At 71.1% G+C, this 24,865-nt stretch carries 25 protein-coding genes and 2 pseudogenes; 17 read left to right on the forward strand and 10 right to left on the reverse strand.

Translation table 11 applies throughout. From position 1 onward, the window contains the following. Positions 1-235 precede the first annotated feature (235 nt). Positions 236-403, reverse strand: coding sequence for a hypothetical protein (locus KBY19_RS03395; RefSeq protein ID WP_180289804.1), 168 nt, complete (start codon positions 401-403; stop codon positions 236-238). 112 nt (positions 404-515) lie between these two features. After that, positions 516-3,170, reverse strand: coding sequence for a polysaccharide lyase family 8 super-sandwich domain-containing protein (locus tag KBY19_RS03400; RefSeq protein ID WP_210965117.1), 2,655 nt, complete (start codon positions 3,168-3,170; stop codon positions 516-518). 289 nt (positions 3,171-3,459) lie between these two features. Between KBY19_RS03400 and KBY19_RS03405 the strand changes: the two genes are divergently transcribed. The 8 genes from KBY19_RS03405 (at position 3,460) to KBY19_RS03440 (ending at position 11,715) form a co-directional block, all read left to right on the forward strand. Further along, entirely contained in the window at positions 3,460-3,810 is a 351-nt protein-coding gene (locus KBY19_RS03405; protein WP_099886894.1) for an NADH-quinone oxidoreductase subunit A, read from the forward strand. Further along, positions 3,801-5,021 carry a hypothetical protein gene (locus tag KBY19_RS03410; protein ID WP_210965118.1) on the forward strand — a complete coding sequence of 407 codons (1,221 nt, stop codon included), beginning with the start codon at positions 3,801-3,803 and terminating at the stop codon, positions 5,019-5,021. The genes KBY19_RS03405 and KBY19_RS03410 overlap by 10 nt, the downstream gene beginning before the upstream one ends. Beyond that, positions 5,014-5,943, forward strand: coding sequence for an NADH-quinone oxidoreductase subunit H (locus KBY19_RS03415; protein WP_099885188.1), 930 nt, complete (start codon positions 5,014-5,016; stop codon positions 5,941-5,943). Before KBY19_RS03410 ends, KBY19_RS03415 begins: the two co-directional genes overlap by 8 nt. A gap of 89 nt (positions 5,944-6,032) precedes the next feature. After that, the gene (locus tag KBY19_RS03420) at positions 6,033-6,593 is read left to right on the forward strand and encodes an NADH-quinone oxidoreductase subunit J (protein WP_099886895.1); all 561 of its coding nucleotides are present in this window, start codon (positions 6,033-6,035) and stop codon (positions 6,591-6,593) included. After that, a complete protein-coding gene (locus KBY19_RS03425) occupies positions 6,590-6,895 on the forward strand; it encodes an NADH-quinone oxidoreductase subunit K (RefSeq protein WP_099885189.1) in 306 nt (101 codons plus the stop codon). The genes KBY19_RS03420 and KBY19_RS03425 overlap by 4 nt, the downstream gene beginning before the upstream one ends. Beyond that, the gene (locus KBY19_RS03430; protein ID WP_210965119.1) at positions 6,892-8,787 is read left to right on the forward strand and encodes an NADH-quinone oxidoreductase subunit L; all 1,896 of its coding nucleotides are present in this window, start codon (positions 6,892-6,894) and stop codon (positions 8,785-8,787) included. Before KBY19_RS03425 ends, KBY19_RS03430 begins: the two co-directional genes overlap by 4 nt. Before the next feature lie 7 nt (positions 8,788-8,794). Beyond that, positions 8,795-10,300, forward strand: coding sequence for a NuoM family protein (locus KBY19_RS03435; RefSeq protein ID WP_210965120.1), 1,506 nt, complete (start codon positions 8,795-8,797; stop codon positions 10,298-10,300). Further along, a complete protein-coding gene (locus KBY19_RS03440; protein ID WP_210965121.1) occupies positions 10,297-11,715 on the forward strand; it encodes an NADH-quinone oxidoreductase subunit N in 1,419 nt (472 codons plus the stop codon). The genes KBY19_RS03435 and KBY19_RS03440 overlap by 4 nt, the downstream gene beginning before the upstream one ends. Before the next feature lie 22 nt (positions 11,716-11,737). Here the strand turns inward: KBY19_RS03440 and KBY19_RS03445 are convergent, their stop codons facing one another. From KBY19_RS03445 to KBY19_RS03460, 4 genes are all read right to left on the reverse strand, one after another. Further along, entirely contained in the window at positions 11,738-12,145 is a 408-nt protein-coding gene (locus tag KBY19_RS03445) for an SRPBCC family protein (RefSeq protein WP_210965122.1), read from the reverse strand. Positions 12,146-12,210: 65 nt separating this feature from the next. Beyond that, positions 12,211-12,429, reverse strand: coding sequence for a DUF397 domain-containing protein (locus KBY19_RS03450; RefSeq protein ID WP_210965123.1), 219 nt, complete (start codon positions 12,427-12,429; stop codon positions 12,211-12,213). After that, positions 12,422-12,634, reverse strand: coding sequence for a DUF397 domain-containing protein (locus KBY19_RS03455; RefSeq protein ID WP_185018496.1), 213 nt, complete (start codon positions 12,632-12,634; stop codon positions 12,422-12,424). Before KBY19_RS03455 ends, KBY19_RS03450 begins: the two co-directional genes overlap by 8 nt. Then, positions 12,631-13,473: a helix-turn-helix transcriptional regulator gene (locus tag KBY19_RS03460; RefSeq protein WP_185018497.1), complete on the reverse strand. Its 843-nt coding sequence runs from the start codon at positions 13,471-13,473 to the stop codon at positions 12,631-12,633. Before KBY19_RS03460 ends, KBY19_RS03455 begins: the two co-directional genes overlap by 4 nt. A 126-nt stretch (positions 13,474-13,599) precedes the next feature. Here KBY19_RS03460 and KBY19_RS03465 point away from each other — a divergent pair, with 126 nt between their 5' ends. Together KBY19_RS03465 and KBY19_RS03470 are read left to right on the forward strand one after the other, a co-directional pair. Further along, positions 13,600-13,845: a hypothetical protein gene (locus tag KBY19_RS03465; RefSeq protein ID WP_210965124.1), complete on the forward strand. Its 246-nt coding sequence runs from the start codon at positions 13,600-13,602 to the stop codon at positions 13,843-13,845. Continuing rightward, a complete protein-coding gene (locus tag KBY19_RS03470; protein ID WP_210965125.1) occupies positions 13,842-14,060 on the forward strand; it encodes a hypothetical protein in 219 nt (72 codons plus the stop codon). Before KBY19_RS03465 ends, KBY19_RS03470 begins: the two co-directional genes overlap by 4 nt. Before the next feature lie 23 nt (positions 14,061-14,083). Here the strand turns inward: KBY19_RS03470 and KBY19_RS37155 are convergent, their stop codons facing one another. Next, a complete protein-coding gene (locus tag KBY19_RS37155) occupies positions 14,084-14,218 on the reverse strand; it encodes a hypothetical protein (protein WP_280635082.1) in 135 nt (44 codons plus the stop codon). Between the two features lie 101 nt (positions 14,219-14,319). On the opposite strand from KBY19_RS37155, the gene KBY19_RS03475 reads away from it, so the two are divergent. After that, positions 14,320-14,610, forward strand: a complete 291-nt coding sequence (locus KBY19_RS03475) for a hypothetical protein (RefSeq protein WP_099885195.1) — start codon at positions 14,320-14,322, stop codon at positions 14,608-14,610. 180 nt (positions 14,611-14,790) lie between these two features. Continuing rightward, on the forward strand, positions 14,791-15,309 hold the full coding sequence (locus tag KBY19_RS03480; RefSeq protein ID WP_210965126.1) for a hypothetical protein: 519 nt from the start codon (positions 14,791-14,793) through the stop codon (positions 15,307-15,309). A gap of 120 nt (positions 15,310-15,429) precedes the next feature. Here the strand turns inward: KBY19_RS03480 and KBY19_RS03485 are convergent, their stop codons facing one another. Beyond that, complete coding sequence (locus tag KBY19_RS03485) at positions 15,430-16,623, reverse strand: aldose epimerase family protein (RefSeq protein WP_185018500.1); 1,194 nt, start codon at positions 16,621-16,623, stop codon at positions 15,430-15,432. Positions 16,624-16,923: 300 nt separating this feature from the next. Here KBY19_RS03485 and KBY19_RS03490 point away from each other — a divergent pair, with 300 nt between their 5' ends. Continuing rightward, positions 16,924-17,757: an SAM-dependent methyltransferase gene (locus KBY19_RS03490; protein WP_210965127.1), complete on the forward strand. Its 834-nt coding sequence runs from the start codon at positions 16,924-16,926 to the stop codon at positions 17,755-17,757. A 45-nt stretch (positions 17,758-17,802) separates the two neighbouring features. Here the strand turns inward: KBY19_RS03490 and KBY19_RS03495 are convergent, their stop codons facing one another. After that, entirely contained in the window at positions 17,803-18,159 is a 357-nt protein-coding gene (locus KBY19_RS03495; RefSeq protein WP_099885199.1) for a hypothetical protein, read from the reverse strand. A gap of 146 nt (positions 18,160-18,305) precedes the next feature. Further along, positions 18,306-20,111, reverse strand: coding sequence for a thiamine pyrophosphate-requiring protein (locus KBY19_RS03500; RefSeq protein WP_099885200.1), 1,806 nt, complete (start codon positions 20,109-20,111; stop codon positions 18,306-18,308). Positions 20,112-20,301: 190 nt separating this feature from the next. Between KBY19_RS03500 and KBY19_RS03505 the strand changes: the two genes are divergently transcribed. The 4 genes and pseudogenes from KBY19_RS03505 to KBY19_RS37425 all read left to right on the forward strand — a co-directional run bounded on the left by KBY19_RS03505 (position 20,302) and on the right by KBY19_RS37425 (position 24,746). After that, on the forward strand, positions 20,302-21,459 hold the full coding sequence (locus tag KBY19_RS03505; RefSeq protein WP_307842266.1) for an enolase C-terminal domain-like protein: 1,158 nt from the start codon (positions 20,302-20,304) through the stop codon (positions 21,457-21,459). A gap of 67 nt (positions 21,460-21,526) precedes the next feature. Continuing rightward, positions 21,527-23,506: pseudogene (locus tag KBY19_RS36150) on the forward strand (FAD-linked oxidase C-terminal domain-containing protein); the annotation flags it as partial. A gap of 442 nt (positions 23,507-23,948) precedes the next feature. Beyond that, positions 23,949-24,047 (forward strand): annotated as a pseudogene (locus KBY19_RS37420) (hypothetical protein); the annotation flags it as partial. Positions 24,048-24,566: 519 nt separating this feature from the next. After that, positions 24,567-24,746, forward strand: coding sequence for a hypothetical protein (locus KBY19_RS37425; RefSeq protein WP_307843431.1), 180 nt, complete (start codon positions 24,567-24,569; stop codon positions 24,744-24,746). Positions 24,747-24,865: the final 119 nt, after the last annotated feature.

Consider the following 24,865-nt stretch of genomic DNA (forward strand, 5'->3'; position numbering starts at 1 on the left):
TTGTTCCTCCTTCGCCGAGCCGACCGGGCCCTGGGCCAAGCCCGAAACCGCGCAAACCCCACCTGAAACCGCACCCCGCAGGGGCGCGGGGAACGGCGCGCTCAGCCACAAACCACCGGCACCCGGCAACGCCACAAAGCCACAACGGCGCGAAGCCGTCAGGCGCCGGTGACACCGTCCTGACGGCCGAGCGGCTACGGAAGGTGCACTCGGGCGGCTGACCGGGCGTCGCCTCTCAGCCGGCGTCCTCCTCGCGCTCCCCCTCGGCCTGGGAAGGCGTGGTGCGCGGGCAGTCCGGGTGCTCGGCCTTGCGGCGCTCGTCGGGCAGCATGGAGCGGGTCTCGGCGAAGCCGTTGTCGCGCTCGCCCTCGGCCTGGGACGGCATGGGGGTCTGGTCACTCATCGTCATGCTCCTCTCGCTCACCGCGGCGGGGCGCGGCACCGCGCGGCCCCTCGGTCCGCCGGGTACCCCGCGCGGCGAGCCGTCTAGCGTCCGGCGCGCGGTGAGCGGAGCTTCAACGCAGAGTGACTGTGAAGGTGCGCCCGTACGCGTGGTGGGTGCGGACACGCAGCAGGGTGCCGCCGGCGGTGTGGCCGACCCGGATGCCGGGATCGGAGGAGACGGGACGCAGTCGGCGACCCCGCACCAGCAGCGTGAGCCGGTCGCGGCGCATGGTGGGATCGGAGACGGCCACGGTCACCCGGCGCCCGCCCCTCTCGCGGCGGACGAGCACCGAGGCCGGGCCGTCGATCCGGAGACCCGCGACCGTCTGCCGGCCCCGGGCGAAGGAGTTGACCGCCAGCAGGTCAAGGCCGGTGTGGCGGACGGCCTGGAGGCGGGTGGTGTTGGCGAGGACGGAGAGGGGCCCGCCGTCGGCGCCGTATCCGCGCAGGGCCCGTTCGGTGGCGTGCGGGACGAGTGCGTAGGCGAGGGAGCGCGGCTCGGTGCCCGCGTCCTGCCGGAAGGCGGTGTGGAAGACCTGCCGGGTGACGGCGGTGTCCGGGTTGGCGGTGCGCACGACCCGGCGGCTGCGGGTGACGGTCTCCAGCCCGACGGTCACGGGGTGGCGGTCGGCGCCGGGCGAGCGGAGGAAGAGGTAGCCGACGGCCGTGCCCCGGCTCTCGTTCGCGTACCGCAGCCAGCGCAACCGCGCGGTACCGCCGCGCGGCGCGTCGCCGTCCGCCGCCTCGCCGCGCGGCCACGCGCCGCCCGACCACGCGCCGCCCCCGTGCCGCTCCCCGCTGATGAGGAGCCTGTCGTCGGGGTCGGCGGTGCGGGCGTCCACGGTGGTGGTCACCGGCCGGCCGTGTCCCTCCCCGCCCCGGTCCCCGACGCCCGCCGCCAGCACCACGATCTCCTCGTCCAGCAGGAACCAGGACTTGGTGGCCGTCGCGTTCCGGTACACCGCGAAGTCCTCGGGCAGCCGGTCGCGTTCGGCGTACGCCACATCGTCGGACTGCACCATCGCGGCGGCCCCGTACGCGTCGAGCACGGCGCCGCCCGAGTGGTGGTCGGTGCCGCGCGGGAAGTACACATAGGTGTTCTGCGACTCGGACGAGGCCGTGAAGTGCAGCGGATGGTCCGGGTTGTCGTAGTACGGCTTCCCGTACAGCTCCGGGATCGTCTTCCGTCGCTCCTCGGGCGCCGTGACACCGGCGAGTCCGTAGGGCGGGACGGTGGTGAAGTAGTCGACGCCGAAGGCCTGCCGCTGGTCCTCGCCGGCCAGATAGAGATAGTAGGCGCCGTCGCCCTGGAACCAGGGCAGCAGATTCTCGCCGTTCATGTACTCGTACTTGCTGATCCGCTCCGAGCTGCGGGCGAGCGCGAAGGCGTGGCCCGGGCGGCGGTGCACCGTCCGGTCCATGGCGTTGAAGGCGGTGCAGCGGGCCGCCGGGTTGAGGTCCGCGGCCGGTACCGAGCCGTCCGCCATGATCTCCGCATGGCGCACCACCGTGAGCGGTGACGCGAAGCGGGCCGGATCCGGGGGCGCGGCCGAGGCCGCGTCCAGGTGTTTGACGTAGCTCTTGAGCGCGGCGGCCCGCTCGTCGTCCGCGTAGGCCGACAGATCGGTGACGGCCTCGGCGACCGCGGCGCTGTCGGCGTAGCCGCTGCCCGTGCGCGAGACGGCCCGGCCTTTGACGATCTCCATCATCCAGCCCTCGAAGATGACGGGTGCGAAACCGTCGGTCACCCACCGGTGCACCACCGGCACCAGCGCACCGGTGTCGGCGTACCCGGTCCCGTCCAGGAACTTCAGCACCTGTACGGCACGGGCCAGCAGGCCCTTGCCGTACGACCCCGTGTAGGCGACCGAGGCGTGCTGGATGAAGGAGCCGTCCGCGTAGTGCCCGTCGGTGACGCCGTGCCGCAGTTGGTACGGGTCGATGGTCGCGTAGACCGTGAGCTGGTCCTCCAGGGCCTTGCGGATCCGGGCCCCGTCGTCCAGCAGGGCGCCCTGCAGGATGCGGTTGGTGGTGATGTCGGCCAGGTTGGCGCCGGTGTGGAACCGCGAGTCGAGGTCGACGTCTCCGTCCTTGCCGTTGCGCAGATACGCGTCCATGGAGGCGACGTAGCGGCGGGTCAGCTCGGGCTGTTCGTCGGCGACCTCGGCGGCGAGCAGCAGGAGGGTGGCGGTGACGCTGGTGGAGATGCCGATCTCCCAGTGGTGCCAGTTGCCGTAGTAGCCCTGCGACTGGTCGCCGTAGTAGCGCTCGTGGAGTCGGACCAGCCCGTCGACGACCCGGCGCCGGGTGGCCGGGTCGTTCGGTGGGCCGCTCGGGGGGAGCCCCGGAGTGCGGGAGGCGAGGGCGATCTCGTACAGCCGCCGGAAGGTCGTGTTGAGGTTGGCGTCGCTGGTGCCGAGCGGCAGTCCGCTGAACAACTCGTTCTCGCCCGCGGCAGCCATGTCCGCCAGATGACCGCGCGCTGTTCGGGCGACCGCCGCCAGCTTCGCCGCCGTCTCGGGACGGGAGTTGGACTCGGCCGTCCCGGCGAGCACGGCACGGGCGTTGCCGAGCAGCCGCTCGACCCCGGTGCCGGTGCCCGCGCCGGTGTCGCGGAGTCGGCCCGGTGGGGCGCCCGACGCGGAGGACGCCTCCGAGGCGGGAATCACCGCTGCCAGCCCGGCAGCGGACAGGAGGGACAACACATGTCTACGCGTGATCTCCATGGGGCCTCCCCGGGAGAGCCGGACCGACGTGGCGCAGCCGAACACGCAGTCAAACAGCAGCCGGGGACCCCGACAAGCGTCCGCGCACCACAGATCGTCGCTCGTTCGTCGCGGGCGTGGCGTGCGGTCCAGCCGGTCCGGCAGCGGGCACCCTCGAGAAGCCGAGGTGGGAATCGGGGCGATTGAGTATGCCCCCTAGGGGTACGCCGGGCCACCAGCGGCACGAAAGGAAGTGAGCAACGAGCATGGCGGTACGGCACGAACGGCGTACGGAAGCGGCGAGGATCCGATGAACGGGACCACCGCTGCCCTGGCGCTGCTGGGGGTCGCTCTGCTCGGGGTCGGCACGGTGTACGGGGCCGCCCGGGCGCTGCGGAGCACGTCCGAGCCGCTGCCCGCCGGTCCGTTCGAGTCAGGAGTGGAACCGAGCGAGCACGCGGTCAGCCGCTTCCATGTCCGCTGGTACACGATCACGATGCTCTTCCTCGCCTTCGACATGGAGATGGTGTTCATGTATCCGTGGACGCGCGTCATCTCCGCCATGGGACCGGGCGCGGTGACGGAGATGTTCGTCTTCCTCGCGGTGCTTGTCGCCGGTGTGCTGTACGCCTGGCGGGAGGGCGCGCTGCGATGGACCTGACAGCTGGTGTGCTGCGGGCCGTGGCCGCCCGGCCGCATGTGCTGCTGGTGGCCACGCCGGGAGGAACGGCGGCCCGGCTGGCCGCCGAGCGCCGTCTGCGGCTCGACGACCTGCCACTCGCCCGCACTCCGGCCGTGGCCGACATCCTGCTGGTCGCCGGTCCCGACCGCCCCGGCCTGCGGCCCGCCGTCGACCGCCTGTGGGAGCACCTGCCCGCCCCTCGCGCCCGAGCACATGCCGCCACCCCCGACGCGATCGGCCCCGCACTGGACCGCTGCCGCACAGATCTCACCCGCCCCTCCCGAGCCCACGCCGGGCACTCCTCCGACGGCAACGGCAACGGCAACGGCGCCCGCACCGGCGACCACAGGAACCATGACGTGGACCACCACGGCGGCCACGGCGGGATGGAGATGCCCGCAGGGTTGCCCATGGCCGGGACCGGGCCGGATCGGGACGGGCTGGAGCTGGACCAACTGCATGTCGCCTTGGGGCCGTTCCTCATCGACTGGCCCACCGGATTGACCGTCCGGCTGACGCTGCAGGGGGATGTGATCCAGCGGGCCGAGCTGGAGGAGCCGGCGGAGCAGCTCGGTGACGGCGGGGACGTGCCGTTCTGGGCGGAGCCGTGGGCGCTGGCTGCCGAGGGGGAGCGGATCGGCACCGGGCAGGCGGCCCGGCGCCGGGCGGCTGCCCATCTGGACAGTCTGGGGCGGCTGCTGGCGGTCGCGGGGTGGGCCGGTGAGGCGACGACGGCCCGGCGGCTGCGGGACGCCCTGCTCGACGGCGTGCCGGGTGCCGCCCTGCGGCCCGGGGTGCGGCGGTTCGCGCGCCGGGTCGGCCGGTCCCGGACGCTTTACTGGCTGACCCGCAGGCTGGGCCCGCTGGCCGGGAGCCGGGCACGGGCGGCCGGGGTCGGCGGCCCTGCCGCGCGGGCCGACGGGGATGTCCCGGCCCGCTACCGCACCTGGCTGGCGGACGTCGTTCGGGACGTGGACCGGCTGGCGGAGACGGCGCCGCTGCCTGCGGACGAGGAGGGCCCGCGCGGTCGGCCTGCCGGCGGGGAATGGCCGTCGGCAGCACTGGCGCGGCTGCTGCCCGACCTGTTGGAGGGCGCCGAGCTGGCGGCGGCCCGCTTGATCGTGGCCAGCCTCGATCCGGACCCGGACGAACTGGCCGCTGCCGCACGGGGGGTGACGGCGCGTGACTGAGACGGCGAGCTGGTGGTCGCTGCCGGCGGCGCCCGCACTGCTGCTCACCGGGGCGGTGCTGGCCGTCGCCGGGGACGCGCTGTTCGCCGCGCGGGACGCCGGTCGGCCGCGCACTGTCGCGGCTGCGGTGCGTCCGCTGCTGGAGGTGGTGCGGCTGCTGGCGGCGCAGCCGCGCCGGATGCCTGCCCCGGACCGACTGCTGTGGCGGTCGGGCGTGGTGACCGTACCGGTGGCGGCGGTGCTGTCGGTGCTGGTGGTCCCGTTCGGGCACCGGGCGGTCGCCGATCTGTCGGTGGGTGTCGTGTGGTTCAACGCCATGGAGGTGTTGACCTGGGCGGGCCTGTGGCTGGCGGGTTGGGGTCCGAACGCGGCGTTCTCCCTGATCGGCGGCTACCGCTTCGTCGCTCAGGGGCTCGCCTACGAGCTGCCGCTGATGTTCGCGCTGATCTCCGCCGCGACCGGGGCCCAGTCGCTGCGGGTGGGCGAGATCGCCGAGGCGCAGCAAGGGTTGTGGTTCGCCGTGTGGATGCCTGTGGCCTTCGTCGTCTATCTGGCGGGGGTGCTGGCGTTCAGTTTCCTGGGGCCCTTCGGCTATCCGGCCGGCCGGGACATCGCCTCCGGGGTGCTCGGTGAGACCTCGGGCGTCGACCGGCTGCTGTTGCAGGCGGGGCGATGGCTGTGGCTCACCTCCGGTGCCGCCATGGCGGTGCCGCTGTTCCTGGGCGGCGGGGCGGGTCCCGGCCTGCCGGCGTGGGCGTGGTCGGCCCTCAAGACGCTGCTGGTCCTCGCCCTCCTGGTGTGGGTGCTGCGGCGGCTGCCGGTGCTGCGTGCGGACCGGTACGTGGAGCTGGCCTGGGTCGTCCTCGTCCCGCTGAGCATCCTGCAGGCGCTGGTCCCCGCGCTGGTCGTACTGAACCGCTGAGGACGGACAACCGGACGGCGAGAGACGACCGACCGGCGACAGACAACCGACCGACGAGAGACAACCGCGGGAGGCAGAGCGTGGACACGGTGCAGTTGGCGGTGCTTGCGGCGCTGGGTGTGCTCGCCCTGGCCGGTGGCGTACTGGTCTTCACCTGCAACTCGATGGCCCGGGTCACCTTCGCCCTTATGGGCTCCCTGTGCTGCGTCGGGGGCGTGGTGACGGTGCTCGGGCTGCCGTATCTGGGCGTGGTGATCGTGCTGATGATGGTCATGGAGATGGTCGTCATGGCCGTTTTCATGATCGCTTACATGATGAACCCGGCGGGGCTGATGCCGATGTCGATGCTGCACAACAAGCGTGGCTCGCTCGTCGTCAGCGGTGCGGTCTTCGTCGCGCTGGTCACGGCGGTCTTCGTGACGCCCTGGCCGGCCAAGGTGGGCGAGCCGCCGGCGGACACCACCTTCCAGGTCGGCAAGGCGCTGATGGGCGAGCAGATGCTGACGATGGTGGTCCTCGGCTTCGTGCTGCTGGCCACCATGGTCGGCGCCACCGTGCTGGCCACCCATCGCGGCCGCTACGACCGCTTCGGCGACGACCTCGACCAGCGCCCCGCCCGGGACCCGGTACGAGGAGGGGTGGGAAGGTGACCTTCCAACTCGTACTCGTCCTGGCGGCCGGGCTCTTCTCCGTCGGGCTGTTCGGTGCGCTGTCCCAGCAGTCCATCGTCATGATCATGATGGGCATCGAGTTGATGATCGGCGGGATCATCGTCGCCGCGGCCGCGTTCTGGCACTTCCTCGCCCCGGCCACCGCCGGTGGGCAGGTGATCGTCGTCGCGGCGGTGGTGGCGATGGCGGTGGAGATGGCCATGGGCTTCGCCGTCACCACCGCGATCTACCGCGCCCGCCAGGTCGACATGACCGACATGGCCGAGGACCTGAAGGGATGAGCGCACTGCTGTGGGCGCTGATCGCCCTTCCGCTCGGCGCCGGGACCGTGCTGGGGTTGGGCGGGCGGCGAGTGAACGCCGTCGCCCCCCTCGCCGCCACGGCGGTCGCCGCGGTCACCCTCGGGCTGGCCGTGGCCGTCGCCCTGGCCCGCCCCGGCGCGGAGGCCCCGCTGTTCACCGGTGTACGGGCGGGGCTGCGGGTGAACGGGCTGTCGGCCGTCATGGTCGTCACCGTCGCCGCCGTCACCACCGCCGTACTGGCCTTCTCGACGGCCGAGTTGGGCAGGGACGAGAACCGGGGGCGCTTCTACGGCGTCATGCTGCTGTTCGCCGGTGCCATGCTCGTCACCGTCACCGCCACGACGCTGCCCTTTCTGCTGATGGCCTGGGAGTTGATGGGCGCCACCAGCTGGGCGCTGATCGGCTACTGGTGGCGGCAGCCGCACCGGGCGGGCGCCGCGGACACCGCGTTCCTGACCACCCGCGCCGCCGATCTCGGCCTGTATCTGGCGGCGGGCGCGGCCATGGCGGGTGGCGTCGGCTCCCTGCGGCTGGACGCGCTGCCCCACACGGGTGGGGCGTGGCTGCACGTGGTGAGTGCCGGTGTCGTCGTGGCCGCGCTGGGCAAGTCGGCGCAGCTGCCGTTCTCGTTCTGGCTGTCACGGGCGATGGAGGGCCCGAGCCCGGTCTCCGCGCTGCTGCACTCGGCCACCATGGTCGCCGCCGGCGCCTATCTGCTGCTGCGGCTGCATCCGCTGCTGACCGCGACGGACTGGGCGGGGCCGCTGGTGGCCTGGACCGGCGCCGTCAGCGCACTGGCGCTGGGCCTCGTCGCCGTCGCCCAGCGCGACCTCAAACAGCTGCTGGCCGCCTCCACCTCCGCGCAGTTGGGCTTCATGGTGCTCGCCGCGGGCAGCCGGGGCGTGGCGGCCGGCACCGTGCAACTGGTCGCGCACGCCGCCGTGAAGTCCGGGCTGTTCCTGGTCGCCGGGGCCTGGCTGACGGTACTGGGCACCGAGCAACTGCCCGCGCTCAGGGGGGCGGCCCGCGGTCGTCCGCTGGTCGGCGCGGCCTTCACCGTGGGCGCGCTGACGCTGGCGGGGCTGCCGCCGCTGTCGCTGTGGGCGGCCAAGGACGAAGTCCTGGCCGCCGCCCGCGCCGAGAGCCCGGGCCTGTACGCGGTCGGCCTGGCGGCGGGGGCCGTCTCGGCCGTCTACAGCGTCAAGGCGCTGTGGTACGTCACCCGGCCGCTGCCCGCCGGACCGGCCGCCGGGCACGGCGCCGAGCAGAGCGCCGGGCGCGGCACCGCACAGCGCGGCACCGGGCACCTCGCCCGCTGGGCCCACCTGCCGCTGTGGGTCCTCACCGTCGCCGCTGCCGTGCTGGGGGTGCTGGCCCTGCCCGGCCCGGCCGACTGGCTGCGCACGCTTCTGGGTGCGCGGGGCGAGCCGTCACCGCACCCGTGGGAGGCAGGGGTCTCCGCTGTGCTCGCCCTCGGCACGGTGGCCGCCACCTGGTGGTGGCTGTCCCGTACGCCGCGTACCGAGCGGGCGGCGGCTCCGTGGGCCCAGGACTGGCTGCATCTCGAACGGACCGCGCACGCGCTGCTCGTCCGGCCCGTCATGGGGCTTGCCCGCGCGCTGGCCGCCTTCGACGACCGGGTGGTGGACGGCGCCGTACGGCAGCTCGCACGGGGCGGGTCGGCCCTGTCCCGGCTGGCGGGCCGCGTCGACGACGGCGGGCTGGACGCCGCTGTGGGTGCCGTCGCGTCCGGGGCACGCCGTCTCGGTTCCTGGGCCCGGCGCCCGCAGACCGGGCTGCTGCACCAGTACTACGCCCAAGCAGTCGTCGGTTTCGCACTGCTGACCCTGATCGTGCTGTTGGTGAGGTGATCCACCCGTGCTGACCGTTGTCGCCTTCCTGCCTCTGCTGGCTTGCGCCGTACTCGCTCTGCTGCCGCGTACGGTCGGCGACCGGGCCTGCGTCCTGGTGTGGATCGGCACGGCCGCCGTCGACCTCGCCCTCGTCGTCGCACTCTGGGCCGGCTTCGACCCGCACGGCGGTATGCAGTACGAGCAGCGGGTGCGCTGGATGCCCGGCGCGGGAGTGAGCTACCACGTCGGCGTGGACGGGCTGTCGCTGCCGCTGGTCGCGATGGTCTGCGTGCTCTTCCTGGCGGTGGCCGTCTACTCGCTGCGCGAGACGCGCCGGGTGCGTGCCGCCGCGTGTCTGTTCCTGTTCCTGCAGACCGTCAGCGTCGGCCTGTTCGTCGCCCTCGACCTGATCCTGTTCTTCGTCTTCTTCGATCTGTCCATCGTTGGCATGTACTTCGTCATCGCGGGCTGGGGCCACGGGGAACGCGCCCGCGCGGCGGCGCTGAAGTTCTTCCTCTACACCTTCACCGGCTCCCTCGCCCTGCTGCTCGGCTTCATCGGCCTGTACCTGGCGGCCGACCCGCACACCTTCGACCTCGTGGAGCTGACCCGTAGCAACCCGCTGGCCGGACAGGGCCTGTACGCCGGGCTGGTGCTGCTGGCCGTCGGTGTCGGACTGGCCGTCAAGACGCCGACCGTGCCCCTGCACACCTGGTTGCCTCCGGCCCACACCGACGCGCCGGCCGCGGGCTCGGCGATCCTCGCCGGGGTGCTGCTGAAGATGGGCACCTACGGCTTCGTGCGCATCGCCATGCCGCTGCTGCCGGGCAGCTGGCGCCAGTACGCGCTGGTGTTCGTCGTCGTCGGCGTGGTCTCCGTGGTGTACGGCGCGCTGGTCGCCCTGGCCCAGACCGACTTCAAACGCATGATCGCCTACACCTCGGTCAACCACATGGGGTACGTCGTCCTCGCCGTCGGCGCCGCCGGAACCCTGGCCGGCTCCGACGCACAAGCGCGCTCCCTCGCGGTCACCGGAGCCGTCGTCCAGATGGTCAGCCACGGCCTGCTGACGGGTGCCCTGTTCCTGCTCACCGGTGTGCTGTACGACCGGGGCAGCACCTACGCGATCGGCTCCTACTCCGGACTGGCCGCACACACCCCGCGCTTCGCCGCCGCCACCGGGGTCGCCGCGTTCGCCAGCCTCGGTCTTCCCGGCTTCTCCGGCTTCATCGCCGAGTTCCAGATCTTCACCGGCAGTCTCGCCTCCCAGACCACCGCGACCGCCATCGCGCTGCTGGGCATCCTGTTGACCGCTGCGCTGTTCCTGCGGGCCCTGCGCGCAATCTTCCTCGGCCCGCCGCGCCTGCCGGCCGGTATCCCCACGACCGGCGTCGTCGACCTGCGCCCCAGTGAGGCGGCGGCCACCGTTCCGCTGCTGGGCCTGGCCCTGGTCATCGGAGTCGTCCCGCGGTTCCTGCTGGACGTGGTCGAACCGGCCGGCCGCGCCGTGACCCAGCTGGTGGCCCGATGAACGAGAACGTCGCCGCCCTCATCCCCGAGACAGCACTGGTCGCCGCCGCCGTCTGCGGTCTGCTCGCCGGGAGCTGGCTGCCACGCCGCCGCCAGTGGGCCATCGCGGTGCTCGCCGCAGCGGCGTGCGTGACCGGGCTGGTGGCCACCGCACTCACCATGGCAACCGGCCGCGAACAGGCCGTCTTCTCCCACACCTTCGTCATCGACACCGCCACGGACGCCGGACGGCTGACGGTGCTGTCCGCGCTGCTGCTGATCGTGGCGATGTCCTCGGACGCCGTACGCGGCCACAAGCGCGAGACCGAGTTCCACGTCCTGCTGCTGCTGACCGGCGCCGGCACCCTGGTCATGATCGGCGCCAACGACCTGCTGACGCTGTTCGCCGGCTATCTGCTCGCCAGCCTTCCCGGCTACGTCCTGGCCGCCTTCGCCAAGGACGCCGCAGGCACCGAAGCCGCCTTGAAGTACTACCTGTTCGGTGCCCTGCTGGGCACCACCATGCTCGCCGGTATCGCGCTGCTGTACGGCGCGGGCGGCGCCACCCTCTACGGGCAGCTGCGCATCGGGCTGCCCACCGCCGGCTACGGCCTGGTCGCCGTCGGCCTCGTCGCCGTACTGGCCGGACTGCTCTTCAAGATCGGTGCGGTACCCGCGCACTTCTGGGTGCCCGATGTCACGCAGGGCGCCACCGCACCGGTCGCCGCCTATGTCACCACGCTGCCCAAGATCGGCGGGCTCATCGCCGGCTACCGGCTGCTGCACCAGGCGCTGCCGCTGAGCGAGGTGAACTGGCCCCTGCTGCTGGCCGTCCTCGCGGCCGTCTCCATGACTTGGGGCAACCTGGCGGCGTTCTTCCAGACCAGCGCCGAACGGCTGCTCGCCTACTCCACCATCAGCCAGGTCGGCTATCTGCTGATGGCCCTCTCCGTCGCCACCCGGAGCGACCTCGCGCAGCGGAGCCTGCTGTTCTACCTGGCCGCCTACGCGCTGACCAACCTCGGCGCGTTCGCGGTGGTCACCGCCCTGCCGGGCGCCCGCTCGCTGGAGGACTACCGCGGACTGGCCCGGCACCGGCCCGGCCTCGCCGCCGTCCTCCTGGTCTGTCTGCTGGGCCTGGTGGGCACCCCGCCGACCGGCGTCTTCCTCGGCAAGCTCGAAGTCTTCAGCGCCGCCGTGGACGGCGGCTGCACCTGGCTCGCCGCTCTGGCCGTCGCCAACACCGTCGCCTCGCTCTTCTACTATCTGCGCTGGCTGGCGCCGGTGTTCCGGCCGCCCGGGGATACCCCCGACCGCCATGCCCTGGCGGGTACTTTGACGGCCTGTACGGCCTACACCGCCGGCGCCGCGTCTTTGCTCCTCGGACTGGTGGGTGGCGCCGTCCTGCCCCTTATGACGGGACCGCTGCTGCGGTGACGCCGAGGGTGACGCCGAGCGTTCAGGCGCGCTCCACCAGCTCCTTGAGCCGGGCCAGGTCGGCGGCGACCATGCCCGCGTCACGCTCGAAGTCGGCGTCGCTCATCCCCGGCCGCCGGCGCAGGGTGAACACCACCTCGCTCCCCGCCCCGTCAGCGATGACCCGGACCGGGTTGTAGACGGTCTCCCCGGAGGGCAGGGTGACGTCATGGTCGAGTACCCCCCACTCGTTCCGGGGAGCGGGATCGACCACGACTCGTCCCATGGGGGAGGAGTCCGCCACCCACCGACCGCCGCTCTTCTCGATGGAGCCGCCCAGACCCTGGGCCCACGCCGGAAGGTTGGCGGGGTCGGCAGCGTAGGCGTAGACCTCCGCGACGGGACGGTCGATATGGACGCTCAGGTGTCGGGATTCCTTGCTGTCGTTCATGACGGCGACGTTAATCGCTGCCCGGCGCCACCATCTTGAACGAATCGGACCTCCCCCGGCGTGTCTCAGCCCCGCCCGAAGCCGTCCGCCCGCGCGTGCGCGATGAATGCCTGCCAGGCGTGGGGAGCGACGAGGAGTGCAGGGCCGTGGGGGTTCTTGGAGTCCCGGACGGGGAGGGAGGGGCCGGGGTGGCCGACGGCCACCTCCAGGCAGTTGCCGCCGTTCTGGCCGCTGTAGCTGCTCTTGCGCCATGACTTGCAGGGGAGGCTGCTTGCGTTAGTCATGGGTGAGTGCCTTCAGCTGAGTGATGAACGCTTGCCAGGCGTGGGGAGCGACGAGGAGTGCAGGGCCGTGGGGATTCTTGGAGTCGCGGACGGGGAGGGCGGGGCCCCGGTAATCGGTAGCGACTTCGAGGCAGTCGCCGCCGTTATTGCCGCTATAGCTGCTTTTGCGCCAGGTGGTGCAAGGAAGGTTGCTTGCGCTGGTCATCGGGCTAGTTCCTTCGCTGTTGCTGCCATGAGGTCGACGGAAGCCTTGGGGGACAGGGCGTCAGCCATCAGAAGATCATAGGCTCGTCGCGTGGCCTTGACTTCCTTCGGACGTGCCAGGACATGGCCGCGGACGATGCCGTCCACATACACCACGTCAGGGCCGTCTTCCTTGTCCATTGTCAGCCCGGCGAAGGCTCCGTTGACACCCGCGTGAGCACCCGAAGTAAACGGCAGCACCTGAAGAACGATGCGGGGGTTGGCCGTATACCTGAGGAGGTGTTCGAGTTGCCGAAGCATGATGTGTGGTCCGCCGATCGGCCGCCGCAGGATGCCCTCATCGAGAACTGCCCAGATCTCCGGCGGTGACTCCTGCTCCAAGACCTGCTGCCGGGTGAGGCGTGCGGCGATCAGGTCCTGTGCATTGGGGAGGCGGGCGCCCTCAAACACAGCACGGACGTACTCTTCCGTCTGCAACAAGCCGGGCACTACCTGATTCTGGAAGCTCCAGACCTCTTTGGCCTCCTTCTCCAGCTCCACGAACGGCCGGAACCAGTCCGGGTACGCGTGCTCGATGACGATGGGCCACAGACGGGTGAAGGTCCCACTTGTGCCGAGGACGCAGTCACAGCGCTGGGCGAACTCTTCGCTCGGGACGCGGCTCGCGGACTCGATCCGCGAGATGTACGAGTGGGTGCAGAAGGTGCGCCGTCCCAGCTCGGCCTGGCTCAGTCCGGCCTCTTCTCTCCTGATCCGCAACTCGGTGCCGAAGTAGGCGAGGGTCGACACCTTGGGGTCGGCTTTCGGGTCGCCGTCGACCCGGGGGCGCTCTGCCGTCATTCCGTTCTCCGGTTCTCCGCCTCTTGACAAGCGCAGGTGCACAGCGGTTGCTCTCCACAAGGCTATGTCCGGAGCGCCACGCTGGGACCACAGAACGTGAAAGTCCCTCAAGAAAGGCGCAGTTCCATGGCAGAGAGCCGTCACGAGAACCCGACACTGGCCAAGCTCCGCGACGCGGAGGAGACATGCGAACGGCTCCGCGTCGCGCTCGTCGGGGCGGACATCGTGTTGCCCTCGCTGCGGGTGGACCTGGCCTCCTGTGTGGACGCCGCGAACAGCACCTTGCGGGGGCCGCTTCTGGAGCTGGGCGGGTGCAATCTGGCGACGGCCGAGAAGCTGGCCAAGGCGCTGTGCGCGCCGCACGCGCGTTGAGCCGTATCGGATGGCGTCGGGGCGAGGTCGTCGCCGACCTCGCCCGTCGTACGGCGGGTGTAGTTCACTCGATCGAGCAGGACGGCACGGTGCGGTTCGTACGCCCTGGCGAGCCCGCGTGGACGGCTGATCCGCAGCAGTTGCGGGCAGCCACCCGTGCCGAGGTGATGTCGTTGAAGGTGGCGACGGCGAACCACCGCTGGGGGCTCCGATGAGGTGGGCGCGGCCGCCTACCGGTTCAGCGCCGGTGTTTGCGGCGCTGCTTGATCGCCTCGCGGGCGATCCAGACGGAGGTGATGGTCCCGATCGCGATGATCACGCTGGACAGTGCTGAGATTGCCGTGAGGATGAGGGTCACGTCCCCTTTGCTCATGAAGACCCCCTACCATCGGCGCATCCACCTTTTTTAGAGGGGGGCTAGAAGGAAATCAAGAGGGGGTAGAAGAGGTCTGCGGAGGGTCGTAGGCTTACCGTATGACCGACACGCCCGCTCCCCTCCCGAAGGTGGCGCCCGGAGTGCGCGCGGCCATGGCTGCTCATATCGAAGCCGCGCTTGCCTGCCTCGACTCCATCCCCGACCCGGTCGACCGCGAGGTCACGGCCCGGGCGTTGGCCGACGACCTGCTGCCCGAAGCGGCCCGGCGCGTGAAGTCGGTACGGGGTGAGGCGGTGGTCGAGTTGCGGGAGAACATGAAGCTCCGGGAGATCGCGGAGTTGCTCGGCCTCTCGGTGCCGCGGGTCGATCAGCTCGCCAAGGGCAAGTGACCCCACCGCGCGACCGGCTGCCGTGCTGCCTGGGAGCGAGGTCGACGTGCTGTTCGGATACCTCACAATGGGTGTGTGGCCGGGGGGAAGCAGTCGGGCGGTAAACAGTCCAGGAGCGCGGTCCGAGCCTGGGGCAGGGCGTGGAGCGGGGGAGGGATCGCGGTCGGTCCGCTGTTGTGGATGTGGCTGCTGATCTGTCTGCCCCTCGCCTGGTTCTTCGGGCATCTCATCAATGACGTACCCGTGTACTCGGCCAGAGTCACGGCGGCCGGACTCGACTGGTCGGGGGAGCGGGGCACCGTCATCGTCAACCGGTCCCAGCGGGTGGTCGAGGGCGGCGGCCGGGGCGGCAGCAGCACGGTCACGCACTGCTTCGGCGACTTCGCTCCCGCGGCAGGCGGCGCGCCCCTGAAGGACATCCGCGTGCATGTGGAGGGCGGTTGCGAGGCGGGCCGCACGGTCGAGGCCCGGCTGATCCGCGCCGAGCCGGACAACTGGCTCACCGGCACCGATCAGGACCAAGCCTACGCCGGCGACGGCTGGGGCAAGGCTCTGTTCATCGTGCTCTTCATGGGGGCGTTCCTGCTGATCGTCGGGGGGCTCCCGATCAGCTGCGCCGTGCTGTTTCCCGTGCTGATCCTCAAGGGCCTGTACGACAGAGCCAGGGCCCGCGTCAGGGGGCGGACTGCCGACGGGTGACGCAGCAGTGCTGCCGGACGAGCAGCCGCGTGCGATGACGGTCACGGGGAGGGCGCGGGAGTCGGGCCGGACGGTTCGCCGTCCGGCCCCACCGGGGCTCGAACCGCTTCGGGAGCCCCCTCAGCGCCCTCCGTCCGTGCCGAAGGAGTAGACGGTGGAGGAGCGGTACGTGTGCCCGGGGCGCAGCACGGTCGACGGGAAGTCGGGCTGGTTGGGGGAGTCGGGGAAGTGCTGGGTCTCCAGGCAGAAGCCGTCCCCCGCGCGATAGACGCGGCCGGAGCTTCCCTTGAGCGTGCCGTCGAGGAAGTTGCCGCTGTAGAACTGCACTCCCGGCTCGGTGGTGGCCACCCGCATCGTGCGGCCCGAGTCGGGCTCGGTCACCGAGATCACCGGACGCGGGCGGTCGGTGCGGCCCTTGTCGAGCACGAAGTTGTGGTCGAATCCCTGGCCGCGCAGGATCTGCGGATGGCCGTCGCGAAGGTCCTTCCCGATGGGCTTCGAGCGCCGGAAGTCGAACGGTGTCCCGGCGACCCGCGCCAGCTCGCCGGTCGGGATGAGAGTGTCGTCGACCGGGGTGTAGCGGGAGGCGGCGATGCGGAGCCGGTGGCTCTCGATGCTGCCGCTGCCCTCGCCGGCGAGGTTGAAATAGGTGTGGTTGGTGAGGTTGACGACGGTGGCCTTGTCCGTCGTCGCCGTGTAGTCGATACACAGCTCACCGCGCGGCGTGAGGAGGTAGCGGACCCGGGTGCGCAGCGTGCCGGGGTAGCCCATCTCCCCGTCCTTGCTGACGTACCGCAGGGTGAGGCCGACATCGCCGCCGCTGCGGTACGGCTCGATGTCCCACACCCGCTTGTCGAAGCCCTTGGTGCCGCCGTGCAGGCTGTTGGGCCCGTCGTTGGCGGGCAGTTGGTACGTCTTCCCGTCCAGGGCGAACTTCGCACCCGCTATGCGGTTGCCGTAGCGGCCGATCAGGGCACCGAAGTACGGGCTGTCCGCCACATAGCCGTCCAGGGAGTCGAAGCCGAGCGACACGTTCGCCGTCCTGCCCCGCCGGTCGGGGAGTTCCAGGGACTGGACGATGCCGCCGTAGGAGAGGATCCGCAGCAGGATGCCGCCGTTGGCGAGCGTCCACCGGTCGACGCGGTCGCCGTTCTCCAGGGTGCCGAAGTGCTCACGGGTCGGGGGTCGGTGGCTGCCGGTCCGTGAGCCTCGGGCGGCTGTCGTGGGGGCGGCGGCCGTGGCCGCCGTCGTGGTGGCGGCTGCCGTCGCGATGCCGGTGGTTGCCGCCAGGAGGGTGCGTCTGCTCGTCGTCATCGGTGCTGTGGCTCCTCGGCCTGGGCGAATGTTCGATATTTCGTTCACCGTTCGATAACGCGGCACCAGTGAAGAGCTCCACCTTCGGGCTGTCAACACCTGCGGCGCCTGAAATCGGGTTCCGTGCAGCCCATCCGGCCGTACCGCCACCGCGCTGTCGGGACTTGGGCCATCGTTCCGAGGGGGGCTCCCTGGATTTCAAACCCCGCGTGTACGAAAGTAGTTGTCTCGAACAGGCCCGCATATGCCAGACGGGCCCGGAGAGTTCATGCTCGTTCCCCTACCCAGGAGCCGCCGCTCATGAGCCACCAGATGCCCGAGTCGACCGGAGCCAAGGCGCACTCGGCCCGGATGTACGACTACTTCCTCGGGGGCAAGACCAACTACGGTCCGGACCGCCAGGCTGCGGCACAGGCGATGGCGGCGTTCCCCAACGTGGCCACCGCGGCCCGGGAGAACCGCGAGTTCATGCACCGTGCGGTCCGCTATCTGGCCCGTGAACAGGGCATCCGGCAGTTCCTGGACATCGGCACCGGTATCCCCAGCGCCCCCAACCTGCACCAGGTCGCCCAGCGCGAGAACCCGACCTGCCGGGTCGTCTACGCCGACAGCGACCCCATCGTGCTCGCCTACGCCCGAGCGCTGATGAGCGGTACCCCCGAGGGCGCCACCGACTACATCGAAGCCGACGCGCGGGACCCCAAGCGCATCCTCGACCACGCCCGCGGCACCCTCGACTTCGACCAGCCCGTCGCCCTCTCCCTCGTCGCCCTGCTGCACTTCATCGGTGACGCGGACGATCCGCAGGGCATCGTGCGCACCCTCGTGGACGCGCTGGTACCGGGCAGCGCGCTGATCCTGTCCCACGGCACCGACGAACTCGACGTCACCCTGCGCAAGGTCGTCGACATCTACGGGGCGCAGGGCATCACCGTGCAGCTGCGCGGCACCGAGGACGTCCGCGAGTTCTTCACCGCGACAGGGCTCACCCTCGTCGAGCCCGGGATCGTCGCCACCTGCGACTGGCGCCCGGAGATGGTCGACAGTCAGGACGGCATGCGCCGCCCGCCCGGCTCCATCAGCCCCGAGGAGGTCGGCTGCTGGGCGGCGGTGGGCCTCAAGCCGACGGCGTAGCGGTCGGCCGGGAGCCGGGGCCCGTCGTGCGGCGGTGCCGCCGCCTCACAGCAGATCGACGATGCTGGGTGGGGCGAACAGATGGCGGGCCCGGTGCTCCAGGACGAAACGCTCGGGGAGATGGACCAGCTCGGGGGAGACGCACTTGGCGCACGCCGGGTCCTTGTCGGGGACCTCTTCGGTGTGCTGGGTGGCCAGGTGCTCGGCGAGGCGGATCTGGCTGGTGAGAACCGTGTCGAACGGGTCGCAGTCGAACGCCGGCCCGTACTCCTCACGAGCGGCGTTGGTCACCTCGCAGGCGTGCTTCATCGCCTTGTACAGCTCGATGCACTTCTCGCACCCCCACATCCACACGGGAGGGAGCGGCCAGGCGTCGGCGGGGTCGGCGTCCCTGTCGTCCATGGCGTTCACGGTAGCGAGGCGGCGACGACCCGTCAGTCAGACGGCTGAATTGGCGAAGGTCCGGGGGCCCACTTCCAGCCCCCGGACCGTGTCCGCCACAACCGGCCTGCTACGAGACCCGGTTGAGTTTGCACGTTTGCGTCAGGTCAGTCGTGCTTGCGGCCCGGCAGATTCTCGTAGACCTCCGTCAGCTTCTGCCGGAAGCCCCGGGTGGCGATCCCGGTACGTTCGGGATCGCGAACTGCCGCCTTGGCAGCCTTCTTGCCCTGCTCCTTCATGATGTGCGGCGGGATCGGCGCGATCTCGTTGTCCACCACGAACTCGAGGACGACCGGACGGTCGGCGGCCAGCGCCTCCTCCCAGGAGGAGGTGACCTTCTTCGGGTCGTCGCAGCGGATGCCGCGCAGCCCCGCGAGTTCGGCGTACTCGGCGTACGGGAAGTCCGGCAGATACTGGGAGCCTTCGTACTTGGGGTCGCCGCCCATGGCGCGCTGCTCCCAGGTGACCTGGTTGAGGTCCTGGTTGTTGAGGACGCAGAAGATCAGCGGCGGCGAGCCCGCCATCCGGTCCGCGTACCGCTTGACGGTGATCATCTCGTTCATGCCGTTCATCTGGAAGGCACCGTCGCCGACGAAGGCGATCACCGGCCGGTCCGGATAGGCGAAGCGCGCCGCGATGGCGTACGGGACCCCCGGGCCCATGGTGGCCAGAGTGCCGGAGAGGGATGCCTGCATTCCCTTGCGGAGCTTGATGTGGCGCGCCCACCAGTTGGTGGCCGAACCCGAGTCCGCGGTGAGGATGGCGCCGTCCGGCAGCATCGAGGAGACCTGGTGGGCGACCGCCTGCGGGTTGATCTTGCCGTCGAAGGTCTGCGAGGCCCGCTTCTCCAGCACGGTGTTCCAGGTGCGGATGTTCTCCTCGATCTTCTCGCGCCAGGAGCGGTCCTCCTTGCGCTGCAGCAGCGGGATCAGCTCCCGGAGCGTCTCCTTGGAATCGCCGACCAGGTGCGCGTCCATGGGGTAGCGGATGCCGATCATCCGGCCGTCGATGTCGATCTCGACGCCCTTGCACTGGCCCTCGTCCGGCAGCCACTCGGCATACGGGAAACTACTGCCGATCATGAACAGGGTGTCGCAGTTCATGATCATGTCGTCACTCGCCTTGCTGCCCAGCAGCCCGATCGGGCCGGTCACGAACGGCAGATCGTCCGGGACAACTTCGCGGCCCAGCAGCGCCTTGGCGACCCCGGCGCCCAGCAGCTCGGCGACCTCCACGACCTCGGCCTCGGCGTTGGCGGCGCCCTGGCCGATGAGGATGGCGACCTTTCGGCCCTCGTTGAGGATGTCGGCGGCCTTGCGCAGCTCCTCCTTGTTGGGCAGCACCCGCGGCTGGCTCCAGCCGACGCTGGAGTAGACCGAGCCGTGGGTCTTGGGCGGCGACGGCTGGGCATCCGACTCCTGGATGTCCTCGGGAATGATGACCGTGGCGACGGAACGGGTCGTCAGCGCCGTCTTGAACGCGCGGTCCATGACATGCCGCATCTGGCCCGGGTGCATCACGATCTGGCAGAACTCCGACACGTCGGAGAAGAGCTGTTCGAGCCCGACTTCCTGCTGGTAGTGGGTGCCTTGTGCGAGCCGCTTCTGCTGCCCGACGATCGCCACCACCGGCTGGTGGTCCAGTTTGGCGTCGTAGAGCCCGTTGAGCAGATGGATCGCGCCGGGCCCGGACGTGGCTGCGCAGACTCCGACCTCGCCGGTGAACTTGGCGTGCCCGCACGCCATGAACGCCGCCATCTCCTCGTGCCGGGCCTGGATGAACTCCGGGTCCCCCTTGGCGCGGTCGAAGGCGCCCAGCATGCCGTTGATGCCGTCGCCGGGGTACCCGTAGACCCGGTGCACACCCCACTCGCGGAGGCGCTGAAGAACGTAGTCGGCTACTTGCTGCGCCATTGCTACTCCCCATTCACATGGTCGACGCGACGGTCCGCAGCCGGGTCCCACGCTGCGCAGGGCTGCAAACAAGTCGCTGCTCAGCCACCGGTGCCGTTTCACGGGCCGCCGACGAGGTACCCCTGACCCCGCGCGGCCCGTGCCGCGCGGGGTGGAGGAGGACGCCGACAGCGGAAGGGGACAGCACAGGGTGACCACCGAAGGTGCAGCGCGGCAGGTGGCCGGGTCGGGCCGGGTGACCGTCGACGATCTGACCCTCCACGCCTTCCGGGTGCCCACCGACGGCCCCGACGGCGCGGAGGAGGACGGCACGCTGCGCTGGGAGGCCACCACGGCCGTCGTCGTGGAGGCACACGCCGGGCCGTTCACCGGATTGGGCTACACCTACGGTGACGACTCGATCGCCGGGTTCATCCACTCCCAGCTCGCCCCCGTCGTCCGCGGCGGCGACGTCTTCGCGCCCGCGGCCCAGTGGCACCGGATGTTCGCCGCCGTACGCAACGCGGGCAGGCCCGGGCTCGGCGCCATGGCCGTCTCCGCCGTCGACATCGCGCTGTGGGACCTCAAGGCGCGGCTGCTGGGGCTGCCGCTCCACCAGCTGCTGCCCGCCCTGCACGACCAGGTGCCCGTCTACGGCAGCGGCGGCTTCACCAACTATCCCCCGGTCCGGCTGGCCGAACAGCTCTCCGGCTGGGCGCAGCAGGGCATCCCCCGGGTCAAGCTGAAGACCTCCCGCCACCCCGAGCAGGACCCGGCCCGGCTGGCGGCGGCGCGCCAGGCCATCGGCCCGGACGTGGAGCTGTACGCCGACGCCAACGGGGCGCTGACCCGCAAGGAAGCCCTCTACTGGGCGCGGCGGCTGGCCGAGGAGTGGGACGTGCGGTGGCTGGAGGAGCCGGTCAGCTCCGAGGACACCCCGGGCCTTCGACTGCTGCGTGACCAGGGCCCGGGGCGGCTGGAGATCGCGGCGGGGGAGTACGGATTCGTCCTGGGCGATTTCACCGCACTGCTGGACGCGGGAGCCGTGGACTGTCTGCAGGCGGACGTGACGCGCTGCGGCGGTATCACCGGGCTGCTCCAGGTCGCGGGGCTGACCGCGGCGCACCGTGTGGACCTGTCGGCGCACTGCGCACCCGCCGTCTCGGCCCACGCCTTCTGCGCCGTGGAGCGGCTGCGCCATCTGGAGTACTTCCACGACCACGTGCGGGTCGAGGAACTGCTCTTCGACGGGGTGCGGCGGCCGGTCGACGGGGCGCTGCGCCCGGCGCGGGACCGGCCGGGGCTCGGCCTGGAGATGCGGTGGGCGGACGCCGAGCCGTACCGGGTCCGCGGCCGTCGGCCCGGCTGAGCATCACCGCCACCGGGCGAACGCCCGCACGAAGGGAACGACCGCACGCGACCGAAGGCGACCCGCTATGGCCAAGACGCCCGACCGCACCCGCCCCCGCACCTCACGTACCGAGGAGGTCCCCGCGAAGACCGACCCCGCGGTGGCGGGGCCGCCCCGCGCCCGTCAGGTGATCGCCGTCGGAAAGCTGGCCAGGGCGCTGGGCAAGGAGATCGAGGGCGAGGTCCGCTTCGACAGCTCCGCCAAGGGGCTCTACGCCCACGACGCCTCCAACTTCCGCCAGGTGCCGATCGGCGTGGTGGTCCCGAAGACACCTGAGGACGTCGTCGCCACCCACCGGATCTGCCGCGAGTACGGTGCCCCGATCCTCAACCGCGGCGGCGGCACCAGCCTGTCGGGGGAGACCGTCAACTACGCCGTCGTCATCGACCACTCCAAACACCTCACCCGCATCGGCGCGGTCGACGCCGAGGAGCGGCATGTCACGGTCGAGCCCGGCGTCATCAACGAGGAGCTGAACCGGCACACCGGTGCCTGGAACCTCGTCTTCGGCCCCGACCCCTCCACCCACTCCCGCTGTGTGCTCGGCGGAAACATCGGCAACAACTCCTGCGGCATCCACTCCGTGCAGTCCCAGCTGTACGGGCCGGGGCCGCGCACCTCCGACAACGTCGAGGCGCTGGAGATCGTCACCTACGGCGGCGACCGCTTCTGGGTCGGCGTCGACGAGGAGGAGGGGCTGGAGTCGATCATCGCCGCGGGCGGGCCCAAGGGCGAGATCTACGCCAAGCTGCGGGACCTGCGCGACCGGTACGCTGACGCCATCCGGGCCGGCTTCCCCTCGGTGGCCGAGATGCCCCGCCGCGTCTCCGGCTACAACCTGGACGAACTGCTGCCCGAGAACGGGTTCAACGTCGCCCGCGCCCTGGTCGGCACCGAGTCCACCTGCGCCACCGTCCTCCAGGCGCAGGTCAAGCTCACCCCGGCGCTGCTGCAGCGGACGCTGGTCGTCGTCGAGTACGAGCAGATCGCCGCCGCGGCCGAGGACGCGAACATCTGCGCCCACCAGTTCCGCCCGATCGGCCTGGAAGCCCTGGACCAGCAGCTCATCGAGGACCGAAAACTCCAGCACATGAACCTCGCCTCCCTCGAACAGCTGCCCAGGCAGGGCGGCGCCGCCTGGCTGCTCGTCGAGTTCGGCGCGGACACCAAGGAGGAAGCACACGCCCAGGCGCACCGCTTCCGGGACTGGCTGACGGGCGAGCGGGGCTACGCGGCCGACCGCATCACCACCAGCGACGAGGACGAGGAGACCGCCAAGAACCTGTGGAAGGTCCGCGAGAGCGGGCTGGGCGCCACCGCCTTCCCGCCCGACGGCGACCACTGGCCCGGCTGGGAGGACTCCGCGGTGCCACCGGCCCGGCTGGGCGAGTACGTCACGGCACTGCGCGGACTGCTCGACAAGCACGGGCTGCGCGCCGCCATGTACGGGCACTTCGCACAGGGCTGCATCCATTCCCGGATCAGCTTCGACCTGCTCAGCGCCGAGGGGATGGCCGACTACCGCGCGTTCATGGAGGAGGCCGCCGACCTCGTCTCGTCCTTCGGCGGCTCCCTCTCGGGCGAGCACGGGGACGGACAGCAGCGCGGTGAGCTGCTGGAGCGGCAGTACGGCAGCGAACTCGTCCAGGCCATGCGGGAGTTCAAGCAGATCTGGGACCCCGAGGCCAAGATGAACCCCGGCAAGGTCGTGGACGCCTACCGGCTGGACGAGGACCTGCGGCTGGGCCCCGACTTCAACCCGCCGAGGCCCGAGGTCAAGTTCGCCTACACCGAGGACGACGGCGACTTCGCCCACGCCAGCCTGCGCTGTGTGGGGATCGGCGCCTGCCGGGTGCCCGACGCGTCCCAAGGACAGACCATGTGTCCCAGCTACCAGGTCACCCGGGAGGAGAAGCACACCACCCGCGGCAGGGCCCGGCTGCTGCACGAGATGCTGCGCGGCGAGACCGTCGAGGACGGCTGGCAGTCCAAGGAGGTCTACGACGCGCTCGATCTGTGTCTGGCCTGCAAGGGCTGCACCAACGACTGCCCCGTCAACGTGGACATGCCCACCTACAAGGCCGAGTTCCTGCACCACCACTTCAAGTCGGCCCGCAGGTGGCGCCCCCGGTACGCCTACGCCTTCGGCTTCATCGACCAGGCGTCCCGCCTCGCCTCCCGGCTGCCCGAGGCCGCCAACCTGGCCACCCACGCACCGCTGCTCGGCCGGATCGCCAAGCTCGTCGCGGGCATCGACCGGCGCAGGCCGCTGCCGACCTTCGCCCCGATGACGCTTCAGCGGTGCGAAGTTCCGGCAGCGCGGCGGCACGGCCAACCCCGGCGGTCGCCCGGTCGTCCTGTTCCCCGACACCTTCAACAACTACTTCGACACGGACGTCGGCGTCGCCTGCGTCGAGGCGATCGAAGCAGCCGGCTGGTCGGTCGTCATGCCCGAGCAGCACGTGTGCTGCGGGCGCCCGCTGTACGACTACGGCTTCCTGGACGCCGCCGAACGCTATCTGCACAACGTCCTGGACACGCTCCGCCCCCACCTGCGCGCCGACACCCCCGTCGTCGGTATGGAACCCAGCTGCCTGGCCGTCTTCAAGGACGAGCTGACCAAGCTGCTCCCGCACGACAACGACGCCCGCCGGCTGGCGGCCAACGCCCTGCACTTCGCCGAGTTCTTCGACACCTACGGCATCACCCCGCCCCGGCCGGCCGGGACCGGCGCGGCCCCCGAGGACCAGGACACGGCTCCGGACACCACCGGCGCCGGCGACGCCCTGCTGTGGGGCCACTGCCACCAGCTCGCCACCGGCGGCACGGAAGCCGACCGGAAACTGCTGGACAAGCTCGGCCTCCGCACCGAGAACCTGACCGGCGGCTGCTGCGGGCTGGCCGGGTCCTGGGGCTTCGAACAGGGCAAGTACGGCATCTCCATGGACTGCGGCGAACAGGCGCTGCTGCCCGCCGTCCGCGACGCCGCCCCGGGCACGACAGTGGTGGCCAACGGGTTCTCCTGCAAGACCCAGCTGGCCGCCGCCGGTTTCGGTAGTGAACCGGTGCACCTCGCCGAACTGGTCAAGCGTGCCTACCAGGGCACCAGTGGTGCCGCCGAGCCGACCCGGAAGCCCGCGCCGGCCTGGCCCCGCCGCGCCGCGCGCCTGGCCGCACCCGCCGCCGTGGCCGCGGGGGCAGCGTTCGCCGCGGGCCGCGCCCTGCGCGTCGCCCGGGGCCGCTAGCCCGTACGGGCGACGGGCGGGCTGGTCCCGTGCGGGCACACGCTCGCCCGCACGGGGTGGTTCACAGGCAGCGGTGTTCATCTCACGCCGATCCGGTTTCGGTATCGGCGAGTGGGCTA

The sequence above is a fragment of the Streptomyces sp. B15 genome (assembly GCF_018070605.1).
In the GTDB taxonomy this organism is placed as follows: Bacteria; Actinomycetota; Actinomycetes; order Streptomycetales; family Streptomycetaceae; genus Streptomyces; species Streptomyces smyrnaeus.